This is a genomic window from Gluconobacter sp. ESL1110, assembly GCF_058107395.1.
Genome location: NZ_JBYLUK010000008.1, coordinates 324,587 through 348,672 on the forward strand (window position 1 = coordinate 324,587; position 24,086 = coordinate 348,672).

The window sequence follows — 24,086 nt, forward strand, 5'->3', positions numbered from 1 at the left end:
TGGCTTTTGCCTGAAGGACATTGCCTCACGCAAGCACGTTGACCAGAAGTATAACGCACCAAAGCCAAAGAAAGACGCTTTCAGAACATCACAGACATACTTCGTGATGTCATGCTTTATTCCCAGAAAGAAAATCATATTTTTGACCATTTGCGGCCAGTTTCTCTCCAGTAATCAAGTCACGAACTACACAACGTAGGACTATTCTTGAGCGCGATTTTTCGCAGCCAGAAATGCGTAAAAGCTATTCCTGAGAAGAAAAACAGAAAATAACGCATTGTGTTCCCCCCTTTCAGAGGTGATCATGAAGCACAAATCTGTCAGATATATGCGGGAACCGTGGCAAACGTGCTTCCGTGCGTGAAAGTTTCTTTTTTAGAGTGGGAGAAAACAACATGTCGCTTGGGGTTATTATTGTTATTAGCCTTGTCGCCGCCCTGTTTATTCTGGGACCAATTCTTGTCGCTGTTGGCGCAGCGGCCTGGATCAATGATCGTTTTTTGACCCGCAAGTAGTTTCAAAATCTGATTTTTCAGGAGGAAGAGAGAGGGTCTGCAGACGCCAGTGCGTCCGGTAAGAAAGAATGTTCCAGCTTGTCGGTGCGACATCCATTAGATTTTCCCAAGTCACATCCAATCCAAGACAGGCCAGAATCAGGAGCCGGACGATATCGGCGTCCGCCATTACCGCCACTGTCTCATCTTTTGTCTGGATCTTCCGAAGCCACTGCACCACGCGATGATAGACCATGCTACGGCTTTCTCCGGCCGGCGGCACAAACTTCGGATCATGAAGCCATTTCTCCAGATCTTCTGCTGAAATTGTCTTCAAAGGGCGTCCGCTCCACGCTCCATAATGACGAGAACACAATTCTGGGGCGACCGTAACTAGCTGTCCGATAGTTTCTGCCAGTTGTTCTGCTCCTTCTTGTAAAGTCCCGACAACCCATTGATCAGCCGTCGGCCAAGCGAGCTTTCGTAGCTCTGAACAGTCTCGCAGCACCTTCCCGTCAGGGAAAACGCCCTGTTTTAGACTTGGCAACATCGGCAATGCGAAACAGAGAAGCTTCATCTGGACCCGGACGCCCAGTCAGACAGGGCTCTTTCCAGTCGATGCCACTCTTCCTCATTGCGGGGTACTCCCAGCCTCAACTCGACGGGGCGCTGGGGGAAAACGCGCGTTACAATCCCTCTTTTGCACAGGAACATCCAAAGTTCAGACGCCTGTTGTGTGTAAATCAAAGTAAACAAACGCGTTGATCCATACACAGACAGTCCAGCGCTGGTCAGAGCGGCGTTAAGCCGTGTCCTGTCAGCATCAAGGCGCTTCCTGATACGAGCAATCCATGCCGTATTGGTGAGCGCCTGATACCCTATGGTCAGTGCGGGCGCACTGACAGCCCAGTCCCCCATAAATGTGCGCATTTGATCTGCAAGCTTCTTGGAGGCCACCAGAAAACCAAGCCTTATCCCTGGCAATCCGTAGCTTTTCCCAAAAGATCTCAAAATGATCAGGCTCGGAGAAGGAAGAAGAGAAACTGTATTTTCTTCTTCAAAATCTGCAAAAGCCTCGTCCACAATCAGATAAGATCCTGATTTGGCACATCTTTCTGAGAGTTTACGAAGATATGCAATCGAGAGGTAGCGGCCGTCTGGATTGTTAGGATTGCAGAGGACACAGACCTGATTCGGCTGATCAACAGCGTTTTCAAAACTGGAACAATCCGTCACAATTGAAACGTCTGCGCCTGCCTTACGCCAGGATTGCTCATGTCCAGAGTATGTCGGGCCAAAAATCGTGACACGTTTAGCCTGCAGGACCACTGGCAACAGTGCGATAAGCATCTGTGTTCCTGGCCCGGCAACGATCATATCGGAAGATGCAGCGCCGTAAGCTTGAGCAGCAGCCCGCCGGAGCGCTTCTTCTTCTTCCGCTTCTGGTAATCGTGTCCAATCCCCTATCGCCGCCTGATCGACAGGGTAAGCGTAAGGGCTGATCCCGGTTGAAAGATCCACGAAGGGCTGCGGCGCTTCGGGAAAAGATCGCATGACCTGACGAACCTGCCCGCCATGGGCTGGCATATTTTTCAGCATGGCGGCGGTCATGTTAGATCACGGCATCCGGATGAAATATGCAGGTCCATGAGCGTCTCCTTTCTCTCCCACACGATTTCCGTTGCCTGTCTCGCCTGCACAACCGAGGCCGTTTTTGGCTATCCGGCTTGGCTGTTTCGTCTGATCGGCCATCCCGTGACGTGGGTTGGCGCTCTTATCGCCCGACTGGATCATCGGCTCAACCATTCCAATGACACTCCACGGCGTCAAAAACTCAAAGGTGTCATTGCTCTTGGCCTGCTGGCGTCCCTTCCTGTCTTGATTGTCTGGTTGTGTCTCAAGCTTTTGAGCCTGATCGCCACTTCTCTGGAAATCCATATTCTGGAAGGGTTCGTCGCAAGCACCCTTATTGCTCAAAGATCCCTCTGGGAACACGTCCGCGCCGTTCTTTATAGCTTGAAGCTCGAAGGCCTGGCAGGAGGCAGGAAAGCTGTCTCCATGATTGTAGGGCGTGATCCCGAGCAACTGGACGAAGCCGGTGTAATCCGGGCAGCCATCGAAAGCCTGGCTGAAAATTTCTCGGACGGGATCGTCGCACCGCTATTCTGGGCGGCACTTGGTGGTTTGCCTGGAGTTGTGGCCTACAAATCTATCAATACTGCGGATAGCATGATTGGCCATCTCACGCCTCGTCATGCTGCCTTCGGCTGGGCTTCTGCGAAGCTGGATGATCTGATCAACCTCCCCGCCTCCCGTCTTTCTGCTGTGTGGATCATTCTTGGCGCCATGACGATGCGGCAGGCCAGTCCAGCGGGGGCTTTTCGGGCCGTCAGATACGATGCCCGCCATCATCGCTCCCCCAACGCAGGCTGGCCGGAAGCTGCCATGGCAGGTGCACTGGACCTCAAACTTGCAGGACCCCGTGTCTATGGTGGCGTGATGGTTGAAGACCATTGGATGGGTAATGGCCGATCGGAAGCGACACAGGACGATCTCGCAAGGGCACTCCGGCTTTATCGTCGGGCATGTGGGGTTCAGGGTCTTGTTCTTATCTGCCTGGTGTCGTTGTTCTGGCTCTGACGCACATCAAACAGGCTGAGCCAGCGATAAAAGCGCGTCCAGATCCAGACAGTTCTCCAGATGGTCAGCCCATGCCTCCAGGGCGTTTTCAACACGCTCATCCTGATCCTGCAAGGAACTGAGTGGCATCCCAAGACGTGCGAGAAGTGCTGCGCGTGCCTTGCCGCCGGAAAGCAGCCCATGCAGATACGTTCCCCAGACCTGCCCGTTTGCAGAAACGGCACCATCAGGCTGGCCTTCAAGATCAGCAAAGGGTCTGCTGCAATCCGTACCGGTCGTACGGCCAATATGAATCTCATATCCGGACAGCCCAATGTTTTCTGGAAGAAGTGTTCCGCACACTTCGGTCAGACGTTTCTCCTTTGTCAGAACCGTCTTCACATTCAGCAGACCCAGCCCTTCCACCATTTCGCAGGAGCCTTCAAGGCCCTCCCGATCTTCAATCGTGTGGCCAAGCATCTGATACCCCCCACAGATACCCAGAACCCGGCCTCCCCGACGGACATGGGCCTTGAGATCTATATCCCACCCCTGTTCTCTGAAGGCCTTCAGGTCAGAAATAGTCGCCTTTGATCCTGGAAGAATAACGAGGTCACACACGGGGAGCGGCCGACCCGGCGGAACAATATCCAGAGAAACGCCCGGATCGGATTTTAAGGGATCGAGATCATCAAAATTGGCAATTGTCGGCAGGTGCGGCACGACTATGCGAAGGCCACTCGCAGCCCCCGTGGTCGTTATAAGGTCTGAAGCGTCCTCGGCCGGCAGATCTCCGACGCGCGCCAGATGCGTGACAAGTCCAAGAGGCGGCCAACCTGTTTGCTGCGCGATAACGGTCATACCTGCAGCAAACAGCGAGGCATCTCCACGCATTCTGTTGACAATAAATCCCTTGATCCGCGCGGCATCCGTGTCAGGTAGAACAGCTTGTGTGCCCACCAGACTGGCAATCACGCCACCCCGGTCAATATCACCAATCAGAACGACGTTGACATTCGCTGCCTCAGCAAACCCCATATTAGCAATGTCATTCGCCCTGAGATTGACTTCGGACGCAGACCCTGCCCCTTCGATCAAAACAATATCCGCGTCTGCCGCCAGTCGCTGAAAAGCACTGAGAACTTCTGGTAGAAGAGCTTTTTTGACGCTTTGATATTCCCGAGCCCGAACGGTTCCGCGCATCTTTCCACAGACGACCAGCTGTGAGCCGGTTTCGCTTTGTGGCTTCAGCAAAACGGGGTTCATATCGACCGTTGGATCAACACCGCAAGCGCGCGCCTGCAAGGCCTGCGCACGCCCGATTTCACCACCATCGCGCGTTACGGCGGCGTTATTGGACATATTCTGAGGTTTGAAGGGCCTTACCTTTAGTCCACGTCGCGTCAAAGCACGGGCAATACCCGCAACCAGCACCGATTTTCCAACGCTGGAGCCGGTTCCCTGAAACATGAGAGCCCGCGTCTTCGGTACGCTACCCATCAGAATTCAAACCCGGCCTGTGCTTTGACGCCTGCGCTGAAATGATGCTTTACCAATGTCATTTCCGTCACCAGATCCGCTGCTTCCACCAAAGCAGGCTTGGCGTTTCTGCCAGTAATGACGACGTGCTGCATGGCTGGTCTGTCCTTGAGGTCAGACAGAACCTGCTCCAGCGGAAGGTAGTCATAACGCAGGGCAATATTCAGTTCGTCCAGAACCACCAAACCGACATCGTCACGCTTCAAAGCTGCTTTCGCAACCTCCCACGCGCGCTCACAGGCCGCGATATCCTTTGAGCGATCCTGTGTCTCCCATGTAAAGCCCTCGCCCATGGTGTGCCATTCAAGAAGGTCATCAAAACGCTCCAGCGCGGACCTTTCTCCCGTCATCCAGGCCCCTTTGATGAACTGTACCACCACAACGCGTCGGCCATGACCCAGTGCCCTCAGAGCAAGGCCGAAAGCCGCCGTTGACTTCCCTTTTCCCGATCCGGTGTGAACGGCCAGAATGCCTTTTTCCACGGTCTTGGATGCGACTTCCTGGTCCTGCACATCCTTGCGTTTCTGCATTTTTTCCCGATAGCGGGCGTTTTCATCCGAATTGCTCATGCCGCATCCCTGCCTCTGCCTGCCATGACGTGAAAAAATGAACCTGACACATGCCCACGATATCCGCCTGCTGATCCCAGATCGTTGCCATTCCCATCGCGAAGGAGTGCCAGCGCAGAGTCTGTTCCCGGATTTGTCACACGGGCGTAGTGAAACTCATGCCCGCGGAAAACCGCGCCTTTCGTACCCAGAGCGCAATCCGTCTGGAGAATAGCTTCCCGATAGCCAAGATTCATTTTCCGCTTTGCGAAACTTGTCTCATGGCTGAGAAGGCCGGTCATCTGATGGATTATGCCATCAGCATCTTCAAGCATCCGTCCCAGCACCATGAAGCCTCCACATTCTCCATGAACCGGGCGCGTTCGGGAGAAAGCTGCAAGACGGTTGATGAACTGATCGGCCGCAGCCAGAGAGCTTGCATGCAGTTCCGGATATCCACCGGGAAGCCAACAGGCGTCGCAGCTCTCATCAGGCCCCTCATTGGCGAGAGGCGAGAACGGGATCAGTTCTGCACCGGCCTGCCGCCAGCTTTTTGCAACATGCCCGTAAAGAAAGGAAAATGCAGCATCATCCGCAATGGCGATCCGTTGTCCAGGGGGCAGGACTGCAAGCTCTCCTCTGTCCTGCGCGTTCAATGGGGATGCGGCCTGAAGAAGACTATCGAGATCAAGAGATTCTTCCGCACGGCTTTGAAGGCGCTGGAGGAGCTCTTCTAACGTCGCCTGTTCTCGTGCCTGCACCAGTCCAAGATGCCGTTCTGGCAATTTTAGAGACGGATCACGCATGAAGGCTCCCAGAACCGGGATTCCAGCCGCAAGCACAGCCTCACGCGCCATGGAAAGATGACGGGGGGACGCAACCTGGTTCAGAACAACACCCGCAACACGAACATCCGGGTCCAGTGTTGCGAAGCCATGTGCGATGGCAGCGGCTGATTGTCCCTGTCCTGAGATATCCAGAACCAGCACAACCGGAATATCGAAACGGGCCGCGATATCCGATGGTGCTCCGCGCGACTTTTCAGGCCCGAGCAGCCCATCAAACAATCCCATAGCCGATTCAACCACCAGCAGGTCCGCCCCTTCAGCAGACCGGGCCAGCATGGTTTCCAAAAGGCTGGGCGTCATGGCCCAACTGTCCAAATTGAGGCTGGAGCGTCCTGTCACAACCTCATGAAACGCAGGGTCTATATAGTCTGGCCCGGTTTTCGCCGCCTGTACGGCAATGTTTCTTCCGCGTAGAGCCGCCAGCAGCCCGAGGGTCATCGTTGTCTTCCCTCCCCCTGAACGGGGAGCGGCAATCATGATAGCGCGTGTCATTTCTTGCCTTCGTTCAGGGGGTGTGGCTCGCTTTCAAGCATAAATATCGTATTCTGTACCTGATGACTGCCCAAGCGCCCCCACTCCGATATGGCTGGACGACCGGAAGCTGCGCTACGGCGGCGGCCAAGGCAGCGTGGACGGCTTTGAAGACGGGTCAGTTCCCTGATCCGGTCCTCATCACTCTTCCTGGCGGCAAATCGGCCAGCTTCGTTCTGGCTAGTCAGGGCTTCAACGAAAACGGAGCCTGGGCGGCCGTCGTCAAGGACGCGGGCGATGACCCGGATGTGACGCATGGCGCTCTCATTCATGCGGCGGTACGGGAACATCCATCGGGAAACGGTGTGATATTCGTAGCGGGTGTCGGTGTCGGCACCATTACCCGTCCCGGTCTGCCTCTGCCACCCGGAGAGCCCGCCATAAACCCTGTTCCCCGCCAGATGATTATTCGCGCGCTTGAAGACGTTTCCGGACCGGATGTTTCCGCGGAAGTGACTGTGTCGGTCGAAAACGGGATCGCCTTGGCGAAAAAAACACTGAACAGTCGGCTGGGGATTGTTGGCGGTCTGTCTATTCTGGGCACAACTGGGATTGTCGTACCTTTTTCCTGCTCCGCATGGATCGACAGTATCCATCGAGGCATTGACGTCGCGCGTGCCCTTAACCTTCCCCACCTGGCTGCTACCACTGGAAACGTCTCTGAACGTGCTGTTCAGGAACTTTACGGGTTGCCGGAGACGGCTCTGATCGAAATGGGAGATTTCGCAGGTGGTGTTCTCAAATATATCCGACGCCATCCGGTCCCACGTCTGACGATCGGGGGTGGTATTGCGAAAATGACGAAACTGGCTCAGGGCCGGATGGATCTGCATTCCAAACGAGGAAGTGCCGACATGGCTGCCCTCGCGGCGCTGGCGACGACTGCTGGTGCCACCCCAGACCTCGCGGAGGCCATTGCCCTCACGCCAACCGTTGCAGAAGCCTTTTTGCTTGCATCCCAGGCGGGGATCCCGCTTGGGGATCATATCGCAAGTGTTGCACGGCAATTTGCCCTCAGCGTTCTGGAAGGGAGTAACGTCATGCTGGATGTGCTGGTATTTGACCGACAAGGGCAGTGCGTTGGGCGCAGTCATCCAGTGGGTAACCCACCTCTGAAACGTCTCTGATACTCGGGGTCATACAGCGCACTCTCGCGAAATTCTTCCGCGTCGAGAGCAGGCCCCACCAGAACAAGAGCGGTCCGTTCGACGGGGCTTTCAGCTGCTTTTTCCAGCAATGTGCCAAGTGTTGCCCGAATGGTAATCTGGTCCGGCCAGGTTGCCCGTGCAACGACTGCCACTGGGCAGTCTGCCCCATAAAACGGCAGCAGCTCCTTTACGATTCGCTCAAGCGCATGGACTGCAAGATGGATGGCAAGCGTTGCTCCCGTCGCTGCATAAGCTGCCAATGTTTCCCGGGGAGGCATGGACGATGCACGCCCGCTAACGCGGGTGAGTACGACAGTCTGCGCCACTTCGGGGACTGTCAGTTCTTTGCCGAGAACAGACGCGGCCGCAGCGAAAGCAGGCACACCAGGTGTCATGGTCCAGGGAATCCCCAACCTGTCCAGACGACGGGTCTGTTCGGCGATTGCACTGTAAATAGAAAGGTCTCCAGAGTGGAGACGCGCAACGTCCTGTCCGGCTTCATAAGCTCGAACATATTCCTGCTCGATCTGGTCCAGAGAAAGCGGCGCAGTGTTTACTTTGCGGACGTCTTGCGGGCAATGCTCCAGCATTTCCTCAGGGACGATGGAGCCCGCATAGAGACAGACCGGGCAGGAAGCCAGAATGTCACGACCCCGGAGTGTCAGAAGATCGGCTGCGCCAGGACCAGCGCCAATGAAATGAACCGTCATCCGTTCTCTATTCCTGTCGTGTTTGATGATATCGCAAGTGCGCAGGTCACGTCTCTGTTGCTCTGTCGTGTGATGAGCAGGCGGCTTTTGGGCCCTGCTCCGGCAAGAGCGCACGCTTCGGCCACGGAACTGAAACCGGTTTTTTCGAAAGCGACGGCTGAATGGGTTTCACATTCTACCTGTCGTTCAGCCATGTCCTGCGCGCTGATCCAGACCAGTTCAACTTTCAAAGTTTTCGCTAGCGCAGAAATAGCTGGCTCCCCTTTTCTGAAGGCCGGAGCAGCGAGCCTGGCCAATGAGTGACCAGCCGAAACACGTTGGACCAGCGACAACAAAGCATCTGTGGTAATGTCTGGCCGACAGCCAATACCTGCAACAATCATTCACTGTCCCCTGAGATTGTCGTCCCATATTGGGTGACCCGCATAGCGGGCCGGAATGCATGAAGACGGCCCACCGTGTCGAGCCGTTCAATACCGATGCGCGTTAGGGTGCCACCATATTTCGCATGTTGAGCTGCCAGTATGGCCTCTCCTTCAAGCGTCACAGCATTGGCGACAAGACGTCCTCCTACGGGGAGCGCCTTGCGCGCATGCAGGAAGATAGCCTCGCTGGTGAGTCCCCCGCCAATGAACACGGCATCAGGACGATCCAGAGATACAAGCGCCCCGGGCGCACGACCTTCTACGACCTGCAGACCGGGAACGCCCAGCGTCAGAGCGTTGCGGCTGATCCGGGCTGCCCGTTCTGAATTCTGTTCAATAGCGATCGCGCGATTTGAGGGGTGGCGCAGCATCCATTCAATCGCGACCGACCCGGCCCCTCCTCCAATGTCCCACAGAACCTCCCCCGCTCTTGGCGCAAGCGTGGAGAGGGTGATGGAACGAATTTCGCGCTTGGTAATCTGCCCGTCATGCTCGAACAGATCGTCATCAAGGCCAGACGCCAGAGGAATAACCCGCGCGTCTTTATTCGCCTCGACCTCAATTCCGATCAGATTGAGATCCGAGACAGGCAATGTGCCATCTTCTGCCCGGAAACAGCTTATGCGTTCGTCAGGGCCTCCAAGATGCTCCAGGACATGAATTCGGGACTTTCCAAACCCTCGGTCCGCCAGAAAGCGGCAGACCATTCCGGGTGTATTCCCATCAGCAGAAAGCACAACCAGTCTCAAAGTAGGTTGTAGATGCGGTGCAAGTGTTTCCAAAAGTCTCCCGCATAGCGAAAGGACACGAACGTCTTGCTGTGACCATCCAAGACGGGCACAGGCCCAGGCGATTGAAGATGGTGCGGGTATGCAGATCAGTTCTCCGGATTCAAGATGCCTGGAAAGCGTGCTTCCGACACCAAAAAAGAATGGATCTCCCGAAGCCAGAACGGTTACGGGTTTTCCTCGCATCTCCAGAACACGCTGTATCCCGTCAGAAAACGGCGAACCCCAAGTTTCTGTTGCTCCCCGGATCACGCTGCCCGCCAGCCTCAGATGACGCTCTCCGCCGACAACGATTTCCGCCTGAGCGATGATCTGACGCGCAAGAGAGGAAAGCCCCTCGACACCATCCTCGCCAATTCCGATAACGCTGAGCCATGGGGCTGTCATCGGCCTGCTCCGGCAGAGGGACAAATTCTATGCGCGTTCTGATCCTTGGGGGCACTACCCAAGCCAGCCAACTGGCTCAGCTGCTTGGCTCTCGTGACGAGTATGACACCGTTTTCTCCCTCGCCGGGGTAACGAAAAATCCGGTTTTGCCAACTGTTTCGGTGCGAATTGGTGGGTTTGGTGGAGCGGACGGACTGCGTGATTTCCTGCGGGACCAGAACGTGGGGGCCGTTGTGGATGCCACGCATCCTTTTGCAGCCCAGATGAGCCGCCATGCTGCGATGGCCTGTGCCCGCAGCGGTATTCCATTGCTTCGGATAGACCGCCCAGCCTGGACGGAAGTCGAGGGAGACCAATGGACGCATGTTTCGAGTATTGAAGCTGCCGCGGCGGCGCTTGGAGATGCTCCCCAGACCGTCTTTTTGACGACGGGTCGGAAGGATCTCGACCCGTTTCAACGCGCCTCTCAACATCATTACGTCCTGCGTAGCATTGACGCACCTGAGCCTTCGTCCCTGCCGCCGAACGTAACGCTTTTCCTCGCCCGGCCGCCGTTTACTGTTGTCAGTGAAATGGCCCTCATGAAAGATCATGCCATTGAGGTACTGGTCACGAAGAATGCGGGCTCCGATGCGACCTCCGCCAAGCTTGCTGCAGCCCGAAACCTTGGGGTGCCGGTTATCATGATTGATCGTCCGGTATCGCCACTGGCAGAGACTGTCTCGACCGTCCGTGAGGCACTTCTTTGGCTGCAAAAGCATCGTCATGCTGGAACTGACCGGGACGTGTAAAGCCAGGCTTCTCCCTGAGGCCTCTCAATCTTCCGGGTCAGTTCACTGCCGATAAGAACCAGCGTGCTCATATCAACACACTCTGGATCAGCATTCGTCAGATCCGTGAGCGTGAGGCGTTCATCGGGACGTCCAATGGCGCGGGCAAACGCAACTGGCACTGTACCCGGCAGACAGGTTCGGAGAATATCCAACGCCTCACCAAGCTGCCATGGCCTCGCTTTGGACCGTGGATTGTACAGTGCAATCACAAATCCGGCCTCTGCTGCCAGCTTTAATCTGCGGCAAACAACATCCCATGGCTTGAGATTGTCTGACAGGGACATGACACAAAAATCACCTCCCAAAGGCGCGCCGATCCGGGCCGCCGCCGCGAGTACGGCTGACACGCCGGGAACGACAGTGACCTCGGTAGTCCGCCATAGCTCCAATCCATAGTCGATCGCCTCAAACAGCGCGCTAGCCATACCAAAGACACCGGCATCCCCGCCTGAAACGATCGCAACACAGCGTCCCTGCCCTGCAAGTTCCAGAGCATGTCGGGCGCGATCCAGTTCCACCCTGTTGTCAGAGGGGTGACGCACAACGGTTTCGGGCAGTTCAAGACGGGCTACGTAAGGCCCGTAGCCAATCACGTCCGTTACCAGAGATAGCGCCTTGCGCGCTTCTGGCGTCTGCTGATCCGGATTACCCGGCCCAAGTCCGATGACGAAAATGCGACTCATCGGATACCCCGGCGCCCTGGCAGGAGAGCGAGGGAAAAATAGGGTGCAGGTTCGGACATGTCTGCCAGAGGCATGACGCGGGCATCATCCTGCGTTCCACGCTCAACGTAAACTGCGTCCTGCATCCTGCCAGCGCGTTTCAGGGCCGCCTCAAGCTTGGGAAGATTGCGCCCAAGCTTCATCACGACGGCCGCATCCGCCTTTTCAAGCCAGTGAGCCAGATCATCTTCCGGCATGGTGGCAGGCAGGACGCACAATACATCGTCACCATGGGTCATGGGAAGCGCGGCTTCCGTCCAGCATCCACTCATGCCCGTGATGCCGGGAATGACCTCACAGGGGATACCGGCTTTCAGACGATCAAACAGATACATCGCAGACCCGTATAGAAACGGATCTCCCTCGCACAGGATCGCCACATCTCGTCCAAGCTGGATTTCAGCTTCGATCTGCCCCGTGCAGCCATCATAGAAAGACGACATATCAGAATGATAGGACGGATCATTGACCTGACGTTCTGTGGTGAACGGATACGCAAATCGCAATTCGCGCGTCCCTTCCGCAATGTGAGCGTCCGCAATGCGGCGCGCATGGCCCATCCGGTCATGCCGACAGAAATACGCGATTGTGGGAGACTGGGCGATAACCTTCGCTGCCTTGAACGTCATGAGTTCAGGATCACCCGGGCCCACACCCACAACATAGACCGTAGCGTCTGTCATTCGGTTTCACTAGCCAGTGCATTGATGGCTGCGGCAGCCATTGAACTTCCTCCCAGACGCCCGCGAACAATCACATGCGGCAAGTCTAATCTTTCAGCCAAGGCATCCTTGGATTCAGCGGCCCCAACAAATCCTACCGGCATACCGATAATGGCTGCAGGTCGTGGGCCGCCCGCGTCAATCAACTCCAGAAGATGGAACAAGGCAGTCGGGGCATTCCCGATTGCAACAACGGCTCCTTCAAGCTGGTCTCCCCACAGATCGAGAGCAGCGGCTGAGCGCGTATTCCCAATGGTCCGTGCGAGTTCCGGCGTGCGGGGATCACGCAGAGTACAGATTACAGCGTTATTCGCTGGAAGCCGCGCCCGGGTGATACCGTGCGCGACCATCTCTGAATCGCACAAAATGGGCTTACCCGCTTTCAAAGCGTCCCGTGCAGCACTCACAAGATCGGCTGTCATGCTGACTGAACCTGCGACATCAACCATCCCACAGGCATGAATGATGCGAACCACGATCTGTGCCTGCTCGGGTGTGAAAGCAGACAGGTCCGCTTCGCCCCGGATGGTGGCAAAGGATCGGGCGTAAATGGCAGCGCCATCCCGGATGTAGTCGTAAGAATAAGGTCCGGCGCTCAAGCCTGTATCTCCTTCAGTTCGCGGGATAGCAGGGCCCGGATGTCGGGTAAGTCCCTGTTGGACCACGAGACCGTATCTTTCGTGCACCCATTGCGCACAGCATCATATTGTCCGTTTCTGGCAATGAGCGTCATATCCGCTGCGCCGGGATGAGCGCATCCTTTTACGCAGCCTGAAACATGCAGCACACAGCCAGGAGGAACGTCAGATGCCAGAGCCAGGGCAGTTTCGGCAACATCCTCTGTTGCTCTTTCACATCCTGACACACCGACACATGCTTCAATCCGAAGGCGCGGGTCAGCAGCGTCCACGATAAAACCTGGATGGTTTGTGGTATTTTCAGGCATGATGACACCTCGCCAAGGCGTCACGCGCAAACGGTCTTCTCCGAGCTGTTCGGCCAAAAAACTGAAGTTAGCAGCCTGTAGTCTACCGAGTGGAAGCCCTATTCCGGCCCTGCATCCGGGAAGTTGGCCCACAGGAAGCACGAAAACAGGGACAGGTTCGGTTGGAAGATATTTCCGGAAGCCTACCTTCTCCAACAAGGATTTTGTGACGCCATCATTATGGGCTGGACGCTTGATGCTTGACTGTCTGGCGAACGCATCAGAGAGGGCGATAACCCTTTGGACCGCCATCTTTTCGTCCAGGATCTCGGTTGTCAGACCACCACAGCGCACTGCCCACCCATCCTGCTGCGCCTGAAGAACTATATCGGCGCAGATTGCTCCTGCAGACACAAATCCGCCGCCATCCACACCCCACCCGAACTTACCGCTCAGGCTGTCAAGCCGATCATGCGCCAGGAGCTCTGCCTGAAGTCTTCTGGAAACAGCGAGTGTATCAGGGTTACACGCCGGATCATGTCCAGCCAAGGGAGAGACAAGAACTGCCCGTCTTCGCTCCCGTGCCGGGTTAGGGTCAGCAATTCCCCATTCCACTGCAATTTTACCGGCCAAGTGAACGCCGTCGAGCGAAAAGCCGCGAAGTTGCAGGTTTCCCCGGTTTGTCAGTTCGATTGTACCATTTCCATGTTCGGACGCGATGGCGGCTATCGCGTGCGCCTGCCCAGCATCGAGCCCCTCTATTGGAGGTCTGATCCGCACGAGAAAACCGTCGCGAGCCTTCATCGGCGCAAAAAGATCGGGACACCAGCCACGGACCAGAAAGGTATCGCTCATCCCTGCCCCTCATCCAGAAAAGCTGTTACACTATTGCTCCGAGGATGCCACAGGCCGCGACGGATCATGTCCTGAAAGCGCTCTCGCATCGCGTGTCTCGCCTGCGGATTGGCGCGTTGCAGGAACGTATTGCAGGTTTCGTCTCCAAGGGTAGCCGCAAAGACAAGATCGAACTGATGATCGAACCGCGTTGGCACAGTCGCCGCGAAGGCGCATAGTGCGTCCAGCCCACGTGCCATTTCCGCGGCCCCACGATAATCATGCCGCCGCATACCCTCCAGCCACCGCGGGTTTGCCAAGCGCCCCCGGACGATCCGCGCAACTTCTGCTTCAGTATCGCGCAGACGTGGTGCGTCCGGACGGGATGTGTCTCCATGCCAGAGGGCAGGATCTGCTCCCAGCATCTCAGCAGCAGCAAAAAGTCCACCCTCATGTGCGGCTACGTCAGGACTCTCTAGAATATCGGTTTCCGCATGGTCCTGAACATGCAGAATAGCATCCGTCTGTTTGAGCTTTTCTGCCAAAGCTGCCGCATTCCGCGTACCGTCACGTCCCCCCCCATACATCCAGTCATTCCCTTCAAGATAGGACTGACCGAGTTCACATCGTGTCTCCCACGTTCCTCTTGCCAGCATCTCCTCAATACCGGTTCCGTACGTTCCCGGAGCGGCTCCGAAGATCCGTGCTGTTGCCGCTTTGCGCTCTTCTCCTTCAAGATCGTGGACACTGGCGGCGAGAGGGTTCCACTCTTCCCCTTCCTCGCGGGCAGAGACGGCCTGAACGGCCTGATCGAACAAGGCAATCTGACCGGGAAAAGCATCTCGGAACAGGCCGGAAATTCTGAGTGTGACGTCTACCCGTGGCCTATCCAGAACAGCGATTGGCGTAACCTCAATTCCGGAAACACGCCCACTGGACGCATCCCAGAGAGGTTCAACGCCCATCAGAAGAAGCGCCAGTGCCAGATCCTCCCCACCAGTCCGGAGCGTAGATGAGCCCCACAGATCCATCACGATGCGCAGGAGTGGTTCACCCTCTTCCTGAAGATGTCGCAAAAGGATCTGCTGCGCCTGCGCTCTTGCCAACTCCACAGCGGATGCCGTTGGCACGGCCCGAGGGTCCATGGTGAACAGATTACGACCAGTCGGAAGAACATCTACTCGTCCTCGGGTCGGCGCGCCCGAAGGACCAGGTCGAACAAAACGTCCTTCCAGTCCAGCAAGCAGCGAAGCCATTTCCGCGTCCGCACTGGCTTCAATCAGGGAAGCAATCTCGCCCGCTGGAGTCTGAGCGACCGAAGACACCATCGTCGCGAGCCTGTCTGCATGAGGAGCGATTTTCCCGAAAACATGCAGTCCGTCCCGGATCTGAAGATCTTTCACATCACAAAGATAAGCATCCAGACGGGCCAGAGCCTCAGCTTCATCCCCCTCGCCCGCTTTTACACCGCTTTCTGCCAGCAAGCCCATTCCGGATGCACGGTCCAGAATGTCACGCCGTAGGATGGCACCCCGTCGACGGTCCAGACCGTCGGCTTCCGCGAATTCGTCAATCAACTGCTCCAGTTCGGCCATTCCAGCATCAAGTCCCACCTTCATGACAGGTGGCGTCATGTGACCGATGGTGACAGCACCAAGACGCCGTTTGGCAGCCGCAGCCTCCCCTGGATTATTGACGATAAAAGGATAGAGAACAGGCAATGCGCCCCGCAGAACAGCAGGAGCACAGTCTTGCGATAGTGCAACGGCTTTTCCCGGTAGCCACTCCAAAGTGCCATGCGTTCCAAGATGAACCATCACGTCAATCTGGCACACCTGACGCAGCCAGAGATGAAACGCGACATAGGCATGACGCGGGGGCGTATCAGGATCGTGATACTGTGCCTTGCGGTCCAGTGCTGCGCCACGATCAGGCTGGACTGCGATGACTATATGCCCAAGTCTCAGGGCTTTCAGGCAGAAGCCATCGTCCTGAAAAGCGGCGTCGTCCTCTGGCTCGCCCCACGCGCTCAGAACAGACTGCCGGAACTGATCCTGCAGACTTTCAAACGCTTCTCGATACTCCTGAAGGCTGAGAAGCTGTTGGACTGGCTTGTTACATAACGAGTTTACAAACTGGGCCTTGGACCATGTTTCGGCGCCTCCGCAATTATACCCTTCGTCTTTCAGTGCCTCCACAATGGCACAGAGACTGGCAAGCGTGTCCAGGCCAACGGCGTGAGCCGACTGGCCTTCTGCGCCCGGATAGTCAGACAGGATCAAGGCCAGATGTCTGCTTTCAGGCTTGAGATGCCTCAGTCTTGCCCACGCATTTGCCTGGGCGACAACAGCCGATATGCCTGCCGGATAAGGATCATGCCTCGCTGCATCCCCGGGAGCCGTTTCTGACTTGAACGAAATAGGCCCTGCCAGAAGCCGCCCATCCAGTTCGGGAAGAACAACCTGCATTGCGAGATCGGATTGAGACAGGCCGCGTCCGCTCTCTTCCCATGACTGACAGGTTGAATTGGGTTGCAACACCTGAAGGACCGGCACATCCGCGTCGTCCAGTGGAGAACATCCGTCCTCTCCCCGAGCAGAAAAGAAGGTTGCATTCAGGATGATGTCGGGGCGTGACTGGGTCAGATAATGACGCAGGTATTCGGCGACGTCAGGATTTTTGAGAGAGGAAACATAGAGCACGTCTGCGGAGAGACCCGCCACCTCCAAGGCATCTGCCAGATAGTCGATGGGCGCTGTGTCCGCGGCAAGAAGATGGGCGCGATAGAAAACAACTGTTGCCCGCAAAGAGAGGTTGGGCTTTCCGGCGCGATAGAACCCGACAGATGGCACAGGCTCCGGCATCCCAGCCAAATCTGCGCAACATCCGGCAAGATATGCCATCAGAATCAGTGCACGGCGGGCGTTGTCCGGACCTCCTTCTTTCAGAAAGCTCGTGAGCCGTTCATGATCGGTCGCGTGAACATTGGACCATTCTTCCAGCCTTGCGTCCTGACGGGCATCTCCGGGTAACAAAGCTAGCGAAATGGACTTTCTGGCACAGGAGTTTCTGACTTCTTCCGCACCATATCGCCAGTAATCAATCCCCCCCAGAAGACGCACCACAACACAATGCGCTTCAGAAAGTGTCTGCTCGATATACAGATCGACGGACATCGGATGTCTGAGCCGCGAGAGATTGACCAGTCTCAGCGAGAAGCCAGCCCCTCCCTGGGACGAGGCGTTCAGCTTTTCGTAGGCCTGTTCCAGCGCCAAAAGATCACTGTCCGAAAAAGACAGAAACACGACGTCCGTTGGCGCATGGTCGAGATCCTCGGCCACGTCCTGATCGTCTATTCCATGTCGTTCGCGGACAAGCAGATGCATGACGAACTCAGACGCCCAGTAACGCGGCTTCGATGGCGGCACGATCCAGACCGGTCTGTCCGATCACGACCAAGCGTCCGTCACGCGTGCCGTCTGTCCAGGGCACATCGAATTCATGACGAAAGCGTGTTCCCACGCCCTGTACAGCCAGGCGCATTTTTTTGCCCTGTACTGCCACAAAACCCTTCATTCTCAGGATATCAAACGTGCCAGACACATCACTGAGGCGCTTCAGGACCGCATCAGCACTGACCTGCTCCGGCATGACAACAACAAAGCTCTCAAAATCATCATGTTCATGATCATCCGCTCCATCATGATTGGACGGTCGCGCCTGAAGATCATCTTCCGCACTGGCTGCAATTCCAAGTAAAACGGCCGGATCAAGACGTCCTTCCACGGCCCGCAATATTACGACCTTACGCGGTACAGCCTTGATGATGCCTGCCTCGACAGCATCCGCCTCGACGGTTTCCAGAAGATCGGTTTTGTTGAGAACAATCAGATCTGCCGCATTCAGCTGATCCTCATAGACTTCAGCGAGAGGATTATCGTGATCAAGAGACGGATCAGCCGCCCGCTGGGCTGCTACTGCAGCCGGATCATCGGCAAAACGGCCTGCTGCTACGGCAGGTGCATCAACCAGCGTAATCACGCCATCCACCGTCATGCGTGTACGGATATCAGGCCAGCTGAACGCTTTCAGGAGAGGCTTGGGGAGCGCAAGACCGGACGTCTCGATGACAATATGTTCCGGCGGATCGGGACGATCAATCAGGGCCTGCATGGTGGGAATGAAATCGTCTGCAACGGTGCAGCACAGGCAGCCGTTTGTCAGTTCGACAATATCTTCATCCGGGCAGTTTTCGATGCCACAGGAGCGCAGAATTTCTCCATCGATTCCAAGAGAACCAAATTCGTTGACCACAATGGCGATCCTGCGCCCGTTCGCTTGCGCCAGTAGATTGCGCAAAAGCGTCGTTTTTCCGGCACCGAGGAAGCCTGTGATGATCGTAACGGGAATCTTGCGACCGATACCTGAAATGGACTGGGACATCATGAAAGTTCCTGTGAGGCAGAAAGGGACGCTGGCAGACGGGCGAGGATCATATCAGAAAGAGAGGCCGGGCGCTTTGACGGCATGACCGTTCCCGTTTTTGAGGCTCGGTAGAGGCCCAGGAACGTCCGTAGGTCCTCGATTTTCTCTGGACCAAGTTGCCCCAGGATCAAGGTCCATTTTTCCGGCATCGACACAGCCGCGACGCAGCCGCGACTACATGTGGCCATACAGTCTACAGGCTGGATGCTGAAATTGTCTTTCTCGGCATGCTGGGCAAGTGCCTCGTAAAGCTGACGCCCCTGAACGGGATCGTCAGTCAGCGGCAATCCACGACGGCATGTTACGCAGACATGCAGGACGGGTCTGGTCTGAGGCAGGGTTTCTGCCATGGTTTCGTCTCTCTTGCAGCCCGGACGGGCATGACAAAAGGCGCAGTAAAAGGCCTCCGCACTTCGGAGGGGACGTACCACAACGGCGCGCCCTCACAGTCCGGGCACCCCGCCGGATCATGACACTTGGCTCTGATGGCAGGTCTCCTGACTTACGACCGAGACGCGTTCAGCGCCTCCTCTCCTGCCAGACCTTCCCGGACGTATTTCCAGTGGTCGCATGATCCGAAAGCCATGCTGGCAGGACAGATAACCGTCCACAGTTGCGGGGGCAGTGCCGGATTTGATCCGCAAGATCGCACCGGCTTCCCTTTTCATCCTCCTTTCGGAGGAACCATCACTTTCTTTCCTATCGCTGGTATTCTGGAGTGTCAAAAGCCTTGTAGGGCACCTACTTGAGTTTCAGCGATAACCCCGCAGCAACAAAGAGCACCTCGTCCGCGATAGCGGCAATCCGCTGATGCAGAAGACCCGCCTCATCCCGGAAACGCCGTGCCAGAGCATTGTCCGGAACAATTCCCAGCCCCACTTCATTGCCCACCAGAACGGTCTGATGCGCGCGCGCTGAGAGCGCGGAAAACAGGTCTTCTGTCGCTGCGCTTACATCTCTTTCATCCAGAACGAGATTGGTCAGCCAGAGTGTGAGGCAATCGACCAGAACAGGTTCCGGCCCTGCATTCCGAAGTACGTTCGCGATATCATAAGGTTCTTCGATCGTCTGCCATCCCAAAGCTCCACGACTGGCACGGTGTAAGGCGATCCTGGCGTGCATTTCTTCGTCGTAGGCACGACCGGTCGCCAGATAGATCCATGGCGCAGGCTGGCTAGTGACAAGGGCTTCAGCAACGCCACTTTTCCCGGATCGTGCTCCCCCCAGAACAAGCGATAATTGTCGCTGGCCTGTTGGGCCATCCGAATGCATCACGTCTTCTCCCGTCTCATTATCTTGCATGTGCCCGGATAACAGCACAAAAGACACCTCATGCCGACTGATGCTTTATTTTCCGTTCCAGACATTTCTTTCCCCAGCATGAAGGACCTCAGGACGGCCTGTCTGTCGCTACCTGAGCCAGATCGTGCCTGTAGAGACCGCATCAGGCAACGGGATGCCCTGCTGACCAAACCTCCCGGTAGCCTGGGGCGACTTGAAGAGCTTGCGCTCTGGCTTGGTGAATGGCAGGGCACGGACAGCCCTGTTCTGGATAAAGTCCAGATCACAATTTTCGCGGGCAATCATGGTGTTGTTCAGCGTGGCGTCTCGCCCTGGCCCTCGGACGTTACAAGCCAGATGGTTGCAAACTTTGAGCATGGCGGAGCCGCTATTAATCAACTTGCCCGTACTGCCGGAGCCGATCTGAACGTGGTTTGCCTTCAGAACCTGAAGGCAACGGAAGACCTTTCACAAACCGCAGCAATGACGGAAGAGGATTTTCTGTCTGCTGTTTCAGCCGGGTACAGAGCTGTGCCAAAGGACGCAGATTTGTTTTGCCCCGGTGAAATGGGAATTGGCAATACAACACCCGCCGCAGCTCTATGCGCGGCTCTTCTGGGCGGAACAGGCAAAGACTGGGCAGGTCGTGGGACGGGACTTAACGATGAAGGTCTCAAGCTGAAAGCAGCGGTCATTGATGAGGCCATCACGCTTCACAGGGGCACTCTGTGTGACCCATTAGAGGTCGCCCGCCGCCTTGGTGGATACGAGCTGGCAGCTATCATGGGAAGCGTTCTGGCCGCGCGTCATCATGGCATTCCCGTCGTGCTCGATGGATTTGTATGTACCGCGGCAATTCTTCCTCTTGTGAAGATAGCCCCGGAAGCACTTGATCATACACGTCTTTCCCATTGCTCCGCAGAAGCGGGGCACCGCAACCTGGCTGCATCTCTCATGCTGGAACCTCTTCTGGATTTCGGACTGAGACTGGGAGAAGCATCAGGATCAGGTCTGGCCATTCCGCTTCTGCGCGGCGCCATAGCCTGCCATAATGGCATGGCAACATTCGCGGAAGCTTCTGTTTCCCAGAAGTCCGCGCCCTCAACAGAATGAAACTCTGGCGAACCATTCGGGAAGATATTGCCTGTGGTGCAGGGTTATTGACGCGCCTTCCCTTGGGATGGCTGCGCGTCACGGGAGAGGAATGGTCCTTGTCCCGGTCGGTCTGGTGCTGGCCACTTATTGGCGCTTTTACAGGTGTTTTAACCGGCCTTGTTTTTCTGGGCCTATGCGCTGTTCATGTGCCGGTTACAGTCGCGGCAGTCTGGAGCATTGCAATACAGATCCTTCTGACAGGAGGCCTGCATGAAGATGGTTTGGCCGATATGGCTGATGGCTGTGGCGGCGGTTATACTGCAGAGCGACGACTGGAGATCATGCGTGATAGCAGGATTGGAAGTTACGGAGCATTGGCACTCGGGCTCTGCATTCTGATCCGTGTTACAGCACTTGCTGCATTACCAATTATTCTGGTCGTTCCTGCTCTTGCCCTGACAGGCGCCTTATCGAGAGCTGTGCTACCACTTCTGCCTCTTACTTTGCGTCCCGCTCGGGACAATGGCCTGGCACGGCAATTGGAGAGGTTGACGCGGGATCAGGTCCTAGGATGCCTGTTCTCGGCGTTTTGTGTCACGGTGCTCTCCGTTTCATGCCGTATCGCTGTATTAACGTGTCTACTGTCTCTGTGCGTCGCAGTGGTCTCAAGAGCTACGGCAAAGAGGTTTTTGAACGGATATACAGGTGATGTTCTAGGAGCCACAGCCAGCATCACGGAGTGTGTTATTCTGACAGCACTCGTTGCGACAGGAAACAGTTGACACGCCTGTATGGAAGATTACTTTGGTAACCAGAAAAGTAAGGGGAAATCGGTGTAAACCCGGTGCGGTCGCGCCACTGTAACGCATTTGCTATCGTAATGCGGAGTCAGACCTCCTTTTCCAAAGCAGTTTTCACCGCAGAACGCGCATTTTCCTTGCGGAGCCCAGCATGAGCCAGAGCCTCTCCTCACTTTCCAGCAGCGCCACAGCACCAATCGCTATTCCTGTCCGCGCTCTTGTGCCGTGGGCTGTTTTTACGGTCATACTGAGCCTGATACTGCTCTACTTCGTAGGCGCAGAACAGGGTGCAACATCCCTGATCTCAGGCCACGAAGTGCATGAATTCGTTCATGATGGCCGTCATTTGCTTGGCTTCCCCTGCCACTAACGGCAAGTCTCAAACATGGCTGGTCGCCTTCTGACCCGCGGCATGATGGCCGGGGTTGCTGCTGCTTTTCTCGCATTTCTGTTCGCTCGTATCTTTGGGGAGCCTCAGGTCAATCTGGCCATCGCTTTTGAAGGTGCTAAAGATCTTGCTTCTGGGGAGCTGCCCGAACCTGAACTGGTCAGCCGATCCGTACAGGCTTCCTTTGGACTTCTAACGGCTGCTGTCATGTACGGTGCAGCGTATGGTGGGATTTTCGCAACGATTTTCGCATTTGCCTACGGCCGCGTAGGGCGCTTTTCGCCACGCGCACTTTCAGCCCTGCTGGCAGCCGCTGCCTTCGTAATTTTTGTGCTTGTCCCGGATCTGAAATATCCTCCCAACCCTCCTGCCGTAGGTTTGCCCGAAACGATCACGCTCCGAACTGAAACCTATTTCGGGATGATCCTTCTTTCGCTCTGTGCAGCAACCGCCGCTTTCATGACCAGCCGACCTCTTGTCCGGCGCCTTGGTCAATGGAATGGAATACTCGTGACCATCGCAGTGTTCATCAGCCTTATCGTGGCAGCTCAAGCTGGAATGCCTGATATTGATGAAGTGCCTACGGATTTTCCTGCGACGGTTCTCTGGCGGTTTCGTGAAGCGGCGCTTGGAATGCAGGCCGTTCTGTGGATTACGCTCGGATTACTTTTTGGTCCGCTGGCCGCTCGCGTCCTTCAGAAACAAGTCGACTGAAAAGTTCGGAAAAGAAAAAACTGTGACAACTGCTGCATTTTCTGAAGATTTTCGGCTTGATCTTGAGCGTCTTTTTACCTGGCGGCGGGATGTCCGTCATTTCAGGCGTGAACCTGTTGCTCCTTCACTTCTTGATGATCTGCTTCAGGCGTCAACGCTCGCTCCTTCTGTAGGATTGAGCGAGCCGTGGCGCTTTGTTCTTGTAGAAGATCAAACCCGAAAATCAGCGGTTCGAAAAAGCTTCGAAACGTGCAATGCCCGCGCACTTGAAGGATATGACGGAGAACAGGCAGCTGGATATGCCAGCCTCAAACTGGCCGGGCTGGATGATGCTCCTCACCATGTTGCAGTTTTTTGCGAAACCACACCAGATCAGGGGCATGGCCTTGGACGCGCAACAATGCCCGAAACCACGACATGGTCTGCCGTCATGGCAATCCATACCTTCTGGCTTGCCGCAACAGCATCGGGGGTCGGGCTCGGATGGGTGTCAATTCTTGATCCTGAGACCGTTTCAACAATACTGAACGCTGAACCTAACTGGGATCTCGTAGCCTATCTCTGCGTGGGATACCCCACAGAACAGGCGAATACGCCTGAACTGGAACGCATGGGCTGGGAAAAACGGAATCCGGAACGTCGTCAGTGGATCAGACGCTAACGTAGTACAGTCGGCTGCTTCCCTGCGGCATGGAGGGCGCCAGAAGATCCGGTTGGTTTATTCCGCGGGCCAGACCGTCCAGCAGGCGTAATGGTCCACCATGAGAAATGACCAGCGCTGGTCGCGCTACCCGAAGCAGGTCTAACCAGAAGGACTGCACTCTCTCCTGAAGGCTTTTTCCGTTTTCTCCTCCGGGTGGAGAAAAACCCTCTGGATCGCTAGCCCAGTGGTCCAGAGCCTGACGCGGAATAGAAGCCCACTCCAGCCCCTCCCAACATCCAAAATACAGTTCTTGAAGACGATCATCCTGCAACACTGGCAAACCGCTTCGCTCTGCCATTTTTTGCGCGACAGCCAGACAACGCGAAGACGGCGATGTATAAATAACTGAGCTGCCAATTCCTTTGGCAAGCGTCAACAGGCCAGCCGCAACTGGCTCCCATCCTGCCACCAGTGTCATATCCTTTCGTCCGTAACAGACGCCTTCAGCCTCTGCGACCTGGGGATGACGTGAGAGAAGAACCGGGAATGTGGCAAGTTTCATGTGTGGAAACATGGGGGTGGCGCATGTTTTTCGTCAACCCGCCCT

25 protein-coding genes and 2 riboswitches are annotated in these 24,086 nt (G+C 56.0%); of the genes, 8 read left to right on the top strand and 17 right to left on the bottom strand.

The window, feature by feature from the left end:
- Positions 1–486 precede the first annotated feature (486 nt).
- Entirely contained in the window at positions 487–1,071 is a 585-nt protein-coding gene (locus AC3B6F_RS10130; protein ID WP_489824257.1) for a histidine phosphatase family protein, read from the bottom strand.
- Positions 1,068–2,105: a threonine-phosphate decarboxylase CobD gene (gene cobD / locus AC3B6F_RS10135; RefSeq protein ID WP_489824258.1), complete on the bottom strand. Its 1,038-nt coding sequence runs from the start codon at positions 2,103–2,105 to the stop codon at positions 1,068–1,070. The genes AC3B6F_RS10130 and cobD overlap by 4 nt, the downstream gene beginning before the upstream one ends.
- Before the next feature lie 36 nt (positions 2,106–2,141).
- Between cobD and cbiB the strand changes: the two genes are divergently transcribed.
- Positions 2,142–3,134: an adenosylcobinamide-phosphate synthase CbiB gene (gene cbiB / locus AC3B6F_RS10140; RefSeq protein WP_023941951.1), complete on the top strand. Its 993-nt coding sequence runs from the start codon at positions 2,142–2,144 to the stop codon at positions 3,132–3,134.
- Between the two features lie 6 nt (positions 3,135–3,140).
- On the opposite strand, the gene AC3B6F_RS10145 is transcribed toward cbiB, so the two are convergent.
- The 3 genes from AC3B6F_RS10145 to AC3B6F_RS10155 are packed head-to-tail and all read right to left on the bottom strand — an operon-like array spanning position 3,141 to position 6,540.
- Complete coding sequence (locus AC3B6F_RS10145) at positions 3,141–4,583, bottom strand: cobyric acid synthase (RefSeq protein WP_034881349.1); 1,443 nt, start codon at positions 4,581–4,583, stop codon at positions 3,141–3,143.
- Positions 4,584–4,612: 29 nt separating this feature from the next.
- Positions 4,613–5,221 (bottom strand): cob(I)yrinic acid a,c-diamide adenosyltransferase, encoded by a 609-nt coding sequence (gene cobO, locus AC3B6F_RS10150; protein ID WP_489824259.1) that lies wholly within the window; start codon positions 5,219–5,221, stop codon positions 4,613–4,615.
- Entirely contained in the window at positions 5,218–6,540 is a 1,323-nt protein-coding gene (locus AC3B6F_RS10155) for a cobyrinic acid a,c-diamide synthase CobB (protein ID WP_489824260.1), read from the bottom strand. The genes cobO and AC3B6F_RS10155 overlap by 4 nt, the downstream gene beginning before the upstream one ends.
- Here AC3B6F_RS10155 and AC3B6F_RS10160 point away from each other — a divergent pair.
- Positions 6,534–7,706: a cobalt-precorrin-5B (C(1))-methyltransferase gene (locus AC3B6F_RS10160; RefSeq protein ID WP_489824261.1), complete on the top strand. Its 1,173-nt coding sequence runs from the start codon at positions 6,534–6,536 to the stop codon at positions 7,704–7,706. The two genes, AC3B6F_RS10155 and AC3B6F_RS10160, sit on opposite strands and share 7 nt — an antisense overlap.
- On the opposite strand, the gene cobM is transcribed toward AC3B6F_RS10160, so the two are convergent.
- From cobM to cbiE, 3 genes are read right to left on the bottom strand one after another with little or no spacing between them, the layout of a single operon-like run.
- Complete coding sequence (cobM, locus tag AC3B6F_RS10165; protein ID WP_489824262.1) at positions 7,670–8,437, bottom strand: precorrin-4 C(11)-methyltransferase; 768 nt, start codon at positions 8,435–8,437, stop codon at positions 7,670–7,672. The genes AC3B6F_RS10160 and cobM overlap by 37 nt on opposite strands.
- Complete coding sequence (locus AC3B6F_RS10170) at positions 8,434–8,820, bottom strand: cobalamin biosynthesis protein (protein ID WP_489824263.1); 387 nt, start codon at positions 8,818–8,820, stop codon at positions 8,434–8,436. The genes cobM and AC3B6F_RS10170 overlap by 4 nt, the downstream gene beginning before the upstream one ends.
- Complete coding sequence (gene cbiE / locus AC3B6F_RS10175) at positions 8,817–10,037, bottom strand: precorrin-6y C5,15-methyltransferase (decarboxylating) subunit CbiE (RefSeq protein ID WP_489824264.1); 1,221 nt, start codon at positions 10,035–10,037, stop codon at positions 8,817–8,819. Before cbiE ends, AC3B6F_RS10170 begins: the two co-directional genes overlap by 4 nt.
- 29 nt (positions 10,038–10,066) lie before the next feature.
- Between cbiE and AC3B6F_RS10180 the strand changes: the two genes are divergently transcribed.
- Positions 10,067–10,828 carry a cobalt-precorrin-6A reductase gene (locus tag AC3B6F_RS10180; RefSeq protein ID WP_489824265.1) on the top strand — a complete coding sequence of 254 codons (762 nt, stop codon included), beginning with the start codon at positions 10,067–10,069 and terminating at the stop codon, positions 10,826–10,828.
- Here the strand turns inward: AC3B6F_RS10180 and cobJ are convergent.
- The 8 genes from cobJ to cobU form a co-directional block, all read right to left on the bottom strand.
- Positions 10,801–11,553 (bottom strand): precorrin-3B C(17)-methyltransferase, encoded by a 753-nt coding sequence (cobJ, locus tag AC3B6F_RS10185; protein WP_489824266.1) that lies wholly within the window; start codon positions 11,551–11,553, stop codon positions 10,801–10,803. The two genes, AC3B6F_RS10180 and cobJ, sit on opposite strands and share 28 nt — an antisense overlap.
- Positions 11,550–12,275 carry a precorrin-2 C(20)-methyltransferase gene (locus tag AC3B6F_RS10190; protein WP_489824267.1) on the bottom strand — a complete coding sequence of 242 codons (726 nt, stop codon included), beginning with the start codon at positions 12,273–12,275 and terminating at the stop codon, positions 11,550–11,552. The genes cobJ and AC3B6F_RS10190 overlap by 4 nt, the downstream gene beginning before the upstream one ends.
- The gene (locus tag AC3B6F_RS10195; RefSeq protein WP_489824268.1) at positions 12,272–12,913 is read right to left on the bottom strand and encodes a precorrin-8X methylmutase; all 642 of its coding nucleotides are present in this window, start codon (positions 12,911–12,913) and stop codon (positions 12,272–12,274) included. The genes AC3B6F_RS10190 and AC3B6F_RS10195 overlap by 4 nt, the downstream gene beginning before the upstream one ends.
- The gene (gene cobG, locus AC3B6F_RS10200) at positions 12,910–14,094 is read right to left on the bottom strand and encodes a precorrin-3B synthase (RefSeq protein WP_489824269.1); all 1,185 of its coding nucleotides are present in this window, start codon (positions 14,092–14,094) and stop codon (positions 12,910–12,912) included. The genes AC3B6F_RS10195 and cobG overlap by 4 nt, the downstream gene beginning before the upstream one ends.
- Positions 14,091–17,459: a cobaltochelatase subunit CobN gene (cobN, locus tag AC3B6F_RS10205; protein WP_489824270.1), complete on the bottom strand. Its 3,369-nt coding sequence runs from the start codon at positions 17,457–17,459 to the stop codon at positions 14,091–14,093. Before cobN ends, cobG begins: the two co-directional genes overlap by 4 nt.
- A gap of 7 nt (positions 17,460–17,466) precedes the next feature.
- The gene (gene cobW / locus AC3B6F_RS10210) at positions 17,467–18,519 is read right to left on the bottom strand and encodes a cobalamin biosynthesis protein CobW (RefSeq protein WP_489824271.1); all 1,053 of its coding nucleotides are present in this window, start codon (positions 18,517–18,519) and stop codon (positions 17,467–17,469) included.
- Positions 18,516–18,908 (bottom strand): DUF1636 family protein, encoded by a 393-nt coding sequence (locus AC3B6F_RS10215; protein ID WP_489824272.1) that lies wholly within the window; start codon positions 18,906–18,908, stop codon positions 18,516–18,518. The genes cobW and AC3B6F_RS10215 overlap by 4 nt, the downstream gene beginning before the upstream one ends.
- Positions 18,909–19,028: 120 nt before the next feature.
- Positions 19,029–19,262, bottom strand: a riboswitch (cobalamin riboswitch).
- 37 nt (positions 19,263–19,299) lie between these two features.
- Positions 19,300–19,830, bottom strand: a complete 531-nt coding sequence (cobU, locus tag AC3B6F_RS10220; RefSeq protein ID WP_489824509.1) for a bifunctional adenosylcobinamide kinase/adenosylcobinamide-phosphate guanylyltransferase — start codon at positions 19,828–19,830, stop codon at positions 19,300–19,302.
- A gap of 60 nt (positions 19,831–19,890) precedes the next feature.
- Here cobU and cobT point away from each other — a divergent pair, with 60 nt between their 5' ends.
- The 5 genes from cobT to bluB all read left to right on the top strand — a co-directional run bounded on the left by cobT (position 19,891) and on the right by bluB (position 23,497).
- Positions 19,891–20,952, top strand: a complete 1,062-nt coding sequence (cobT, locus tag AC3B6F_RS10225) for a nicotinate-nucleotide--dimethylbenzimidazole phosphoribosyltransferase (protein ID WP_489824273.1) — start codon at positions 19,891–19,893, stop codon at positions 20,950–20,952.
- Positions 20,949–21,716 (top strand): adenosylcobinamide-GDP ribazoletransferase, encoded by a 768-nt coding sequence (gene cobS / locus AC3B6F_RS10230; RefSeq protein ID WP_489824274.1) that lies wholly within the window; start codon positions 20,949–20,951, stop codon positions 21,714–21,716. The genes cobT and cobS overlap by 4 nt, the downstream gene beginning before the upstream one ends.
- Positions 21,714–21,852: riboswitch (cobalamin riboswitch) on the top strand. It overlaps the preceding gene by 3 nt.
- Positions 21,853–21,885: 33 nt before the next feature.
- Positions 21,886–22,104, top strand: a complete 219-nt coding sequence (locus AC3B6F_RS10235; protein ID WP_489824275.1) for a CbtB domain-containing protein — start codon at positions 21,886–21,888, stop codon at positions 22,102–22,104.
- 15 nt (positions 22,105–22,119) lie between these two features.
- On the top strand, positions 22,120–22,836 hold the full coding sequence (locus AC3B6F_RS10240; RefSeq protein WP_489824276.1) for a CbtA family protein: 717 nt from the start codon (positions 22,120–22,122) through the stop codon (positions 22,834–22,836).
- A 22-nt stretch (positions 22,837–22,858) separates the two neighbouring features.
- Positions 22,859–23,497, top strand: coding sequence for a 5,6-dimethylbenzimidazole synthase (gene bluB / locus AC3B6F_RS10245; RefSeq protein ID WP_489824277.1), 639 nt, complete (start codon positions 22,859–22,861; stop codon positions 23,495–23,497).
- On the opposite strand, the gene AC3B6F_RS10250 is transcribed toward bluB, so the two are convergent.
- Positions 23,487–24,041 carry a histidine phosphatase family protein gene (locus AC3B6F_RS10250; RefSeq protein ID WP_489824278.1) on the bottom strand — a complete coding sequence of 185 codons (555 nt, stop codon included), beginning with the start codon at positions 24,039–24,041 and terminating at the stop codon, positions 23,487–23,489. The two genes, bluB and AC3B6F_RS10250, sit on opposite strands and share 11 nt — an antisense overlap.
- Positions 24,042–24,086 lie beyond the last annotated feature (45 nt).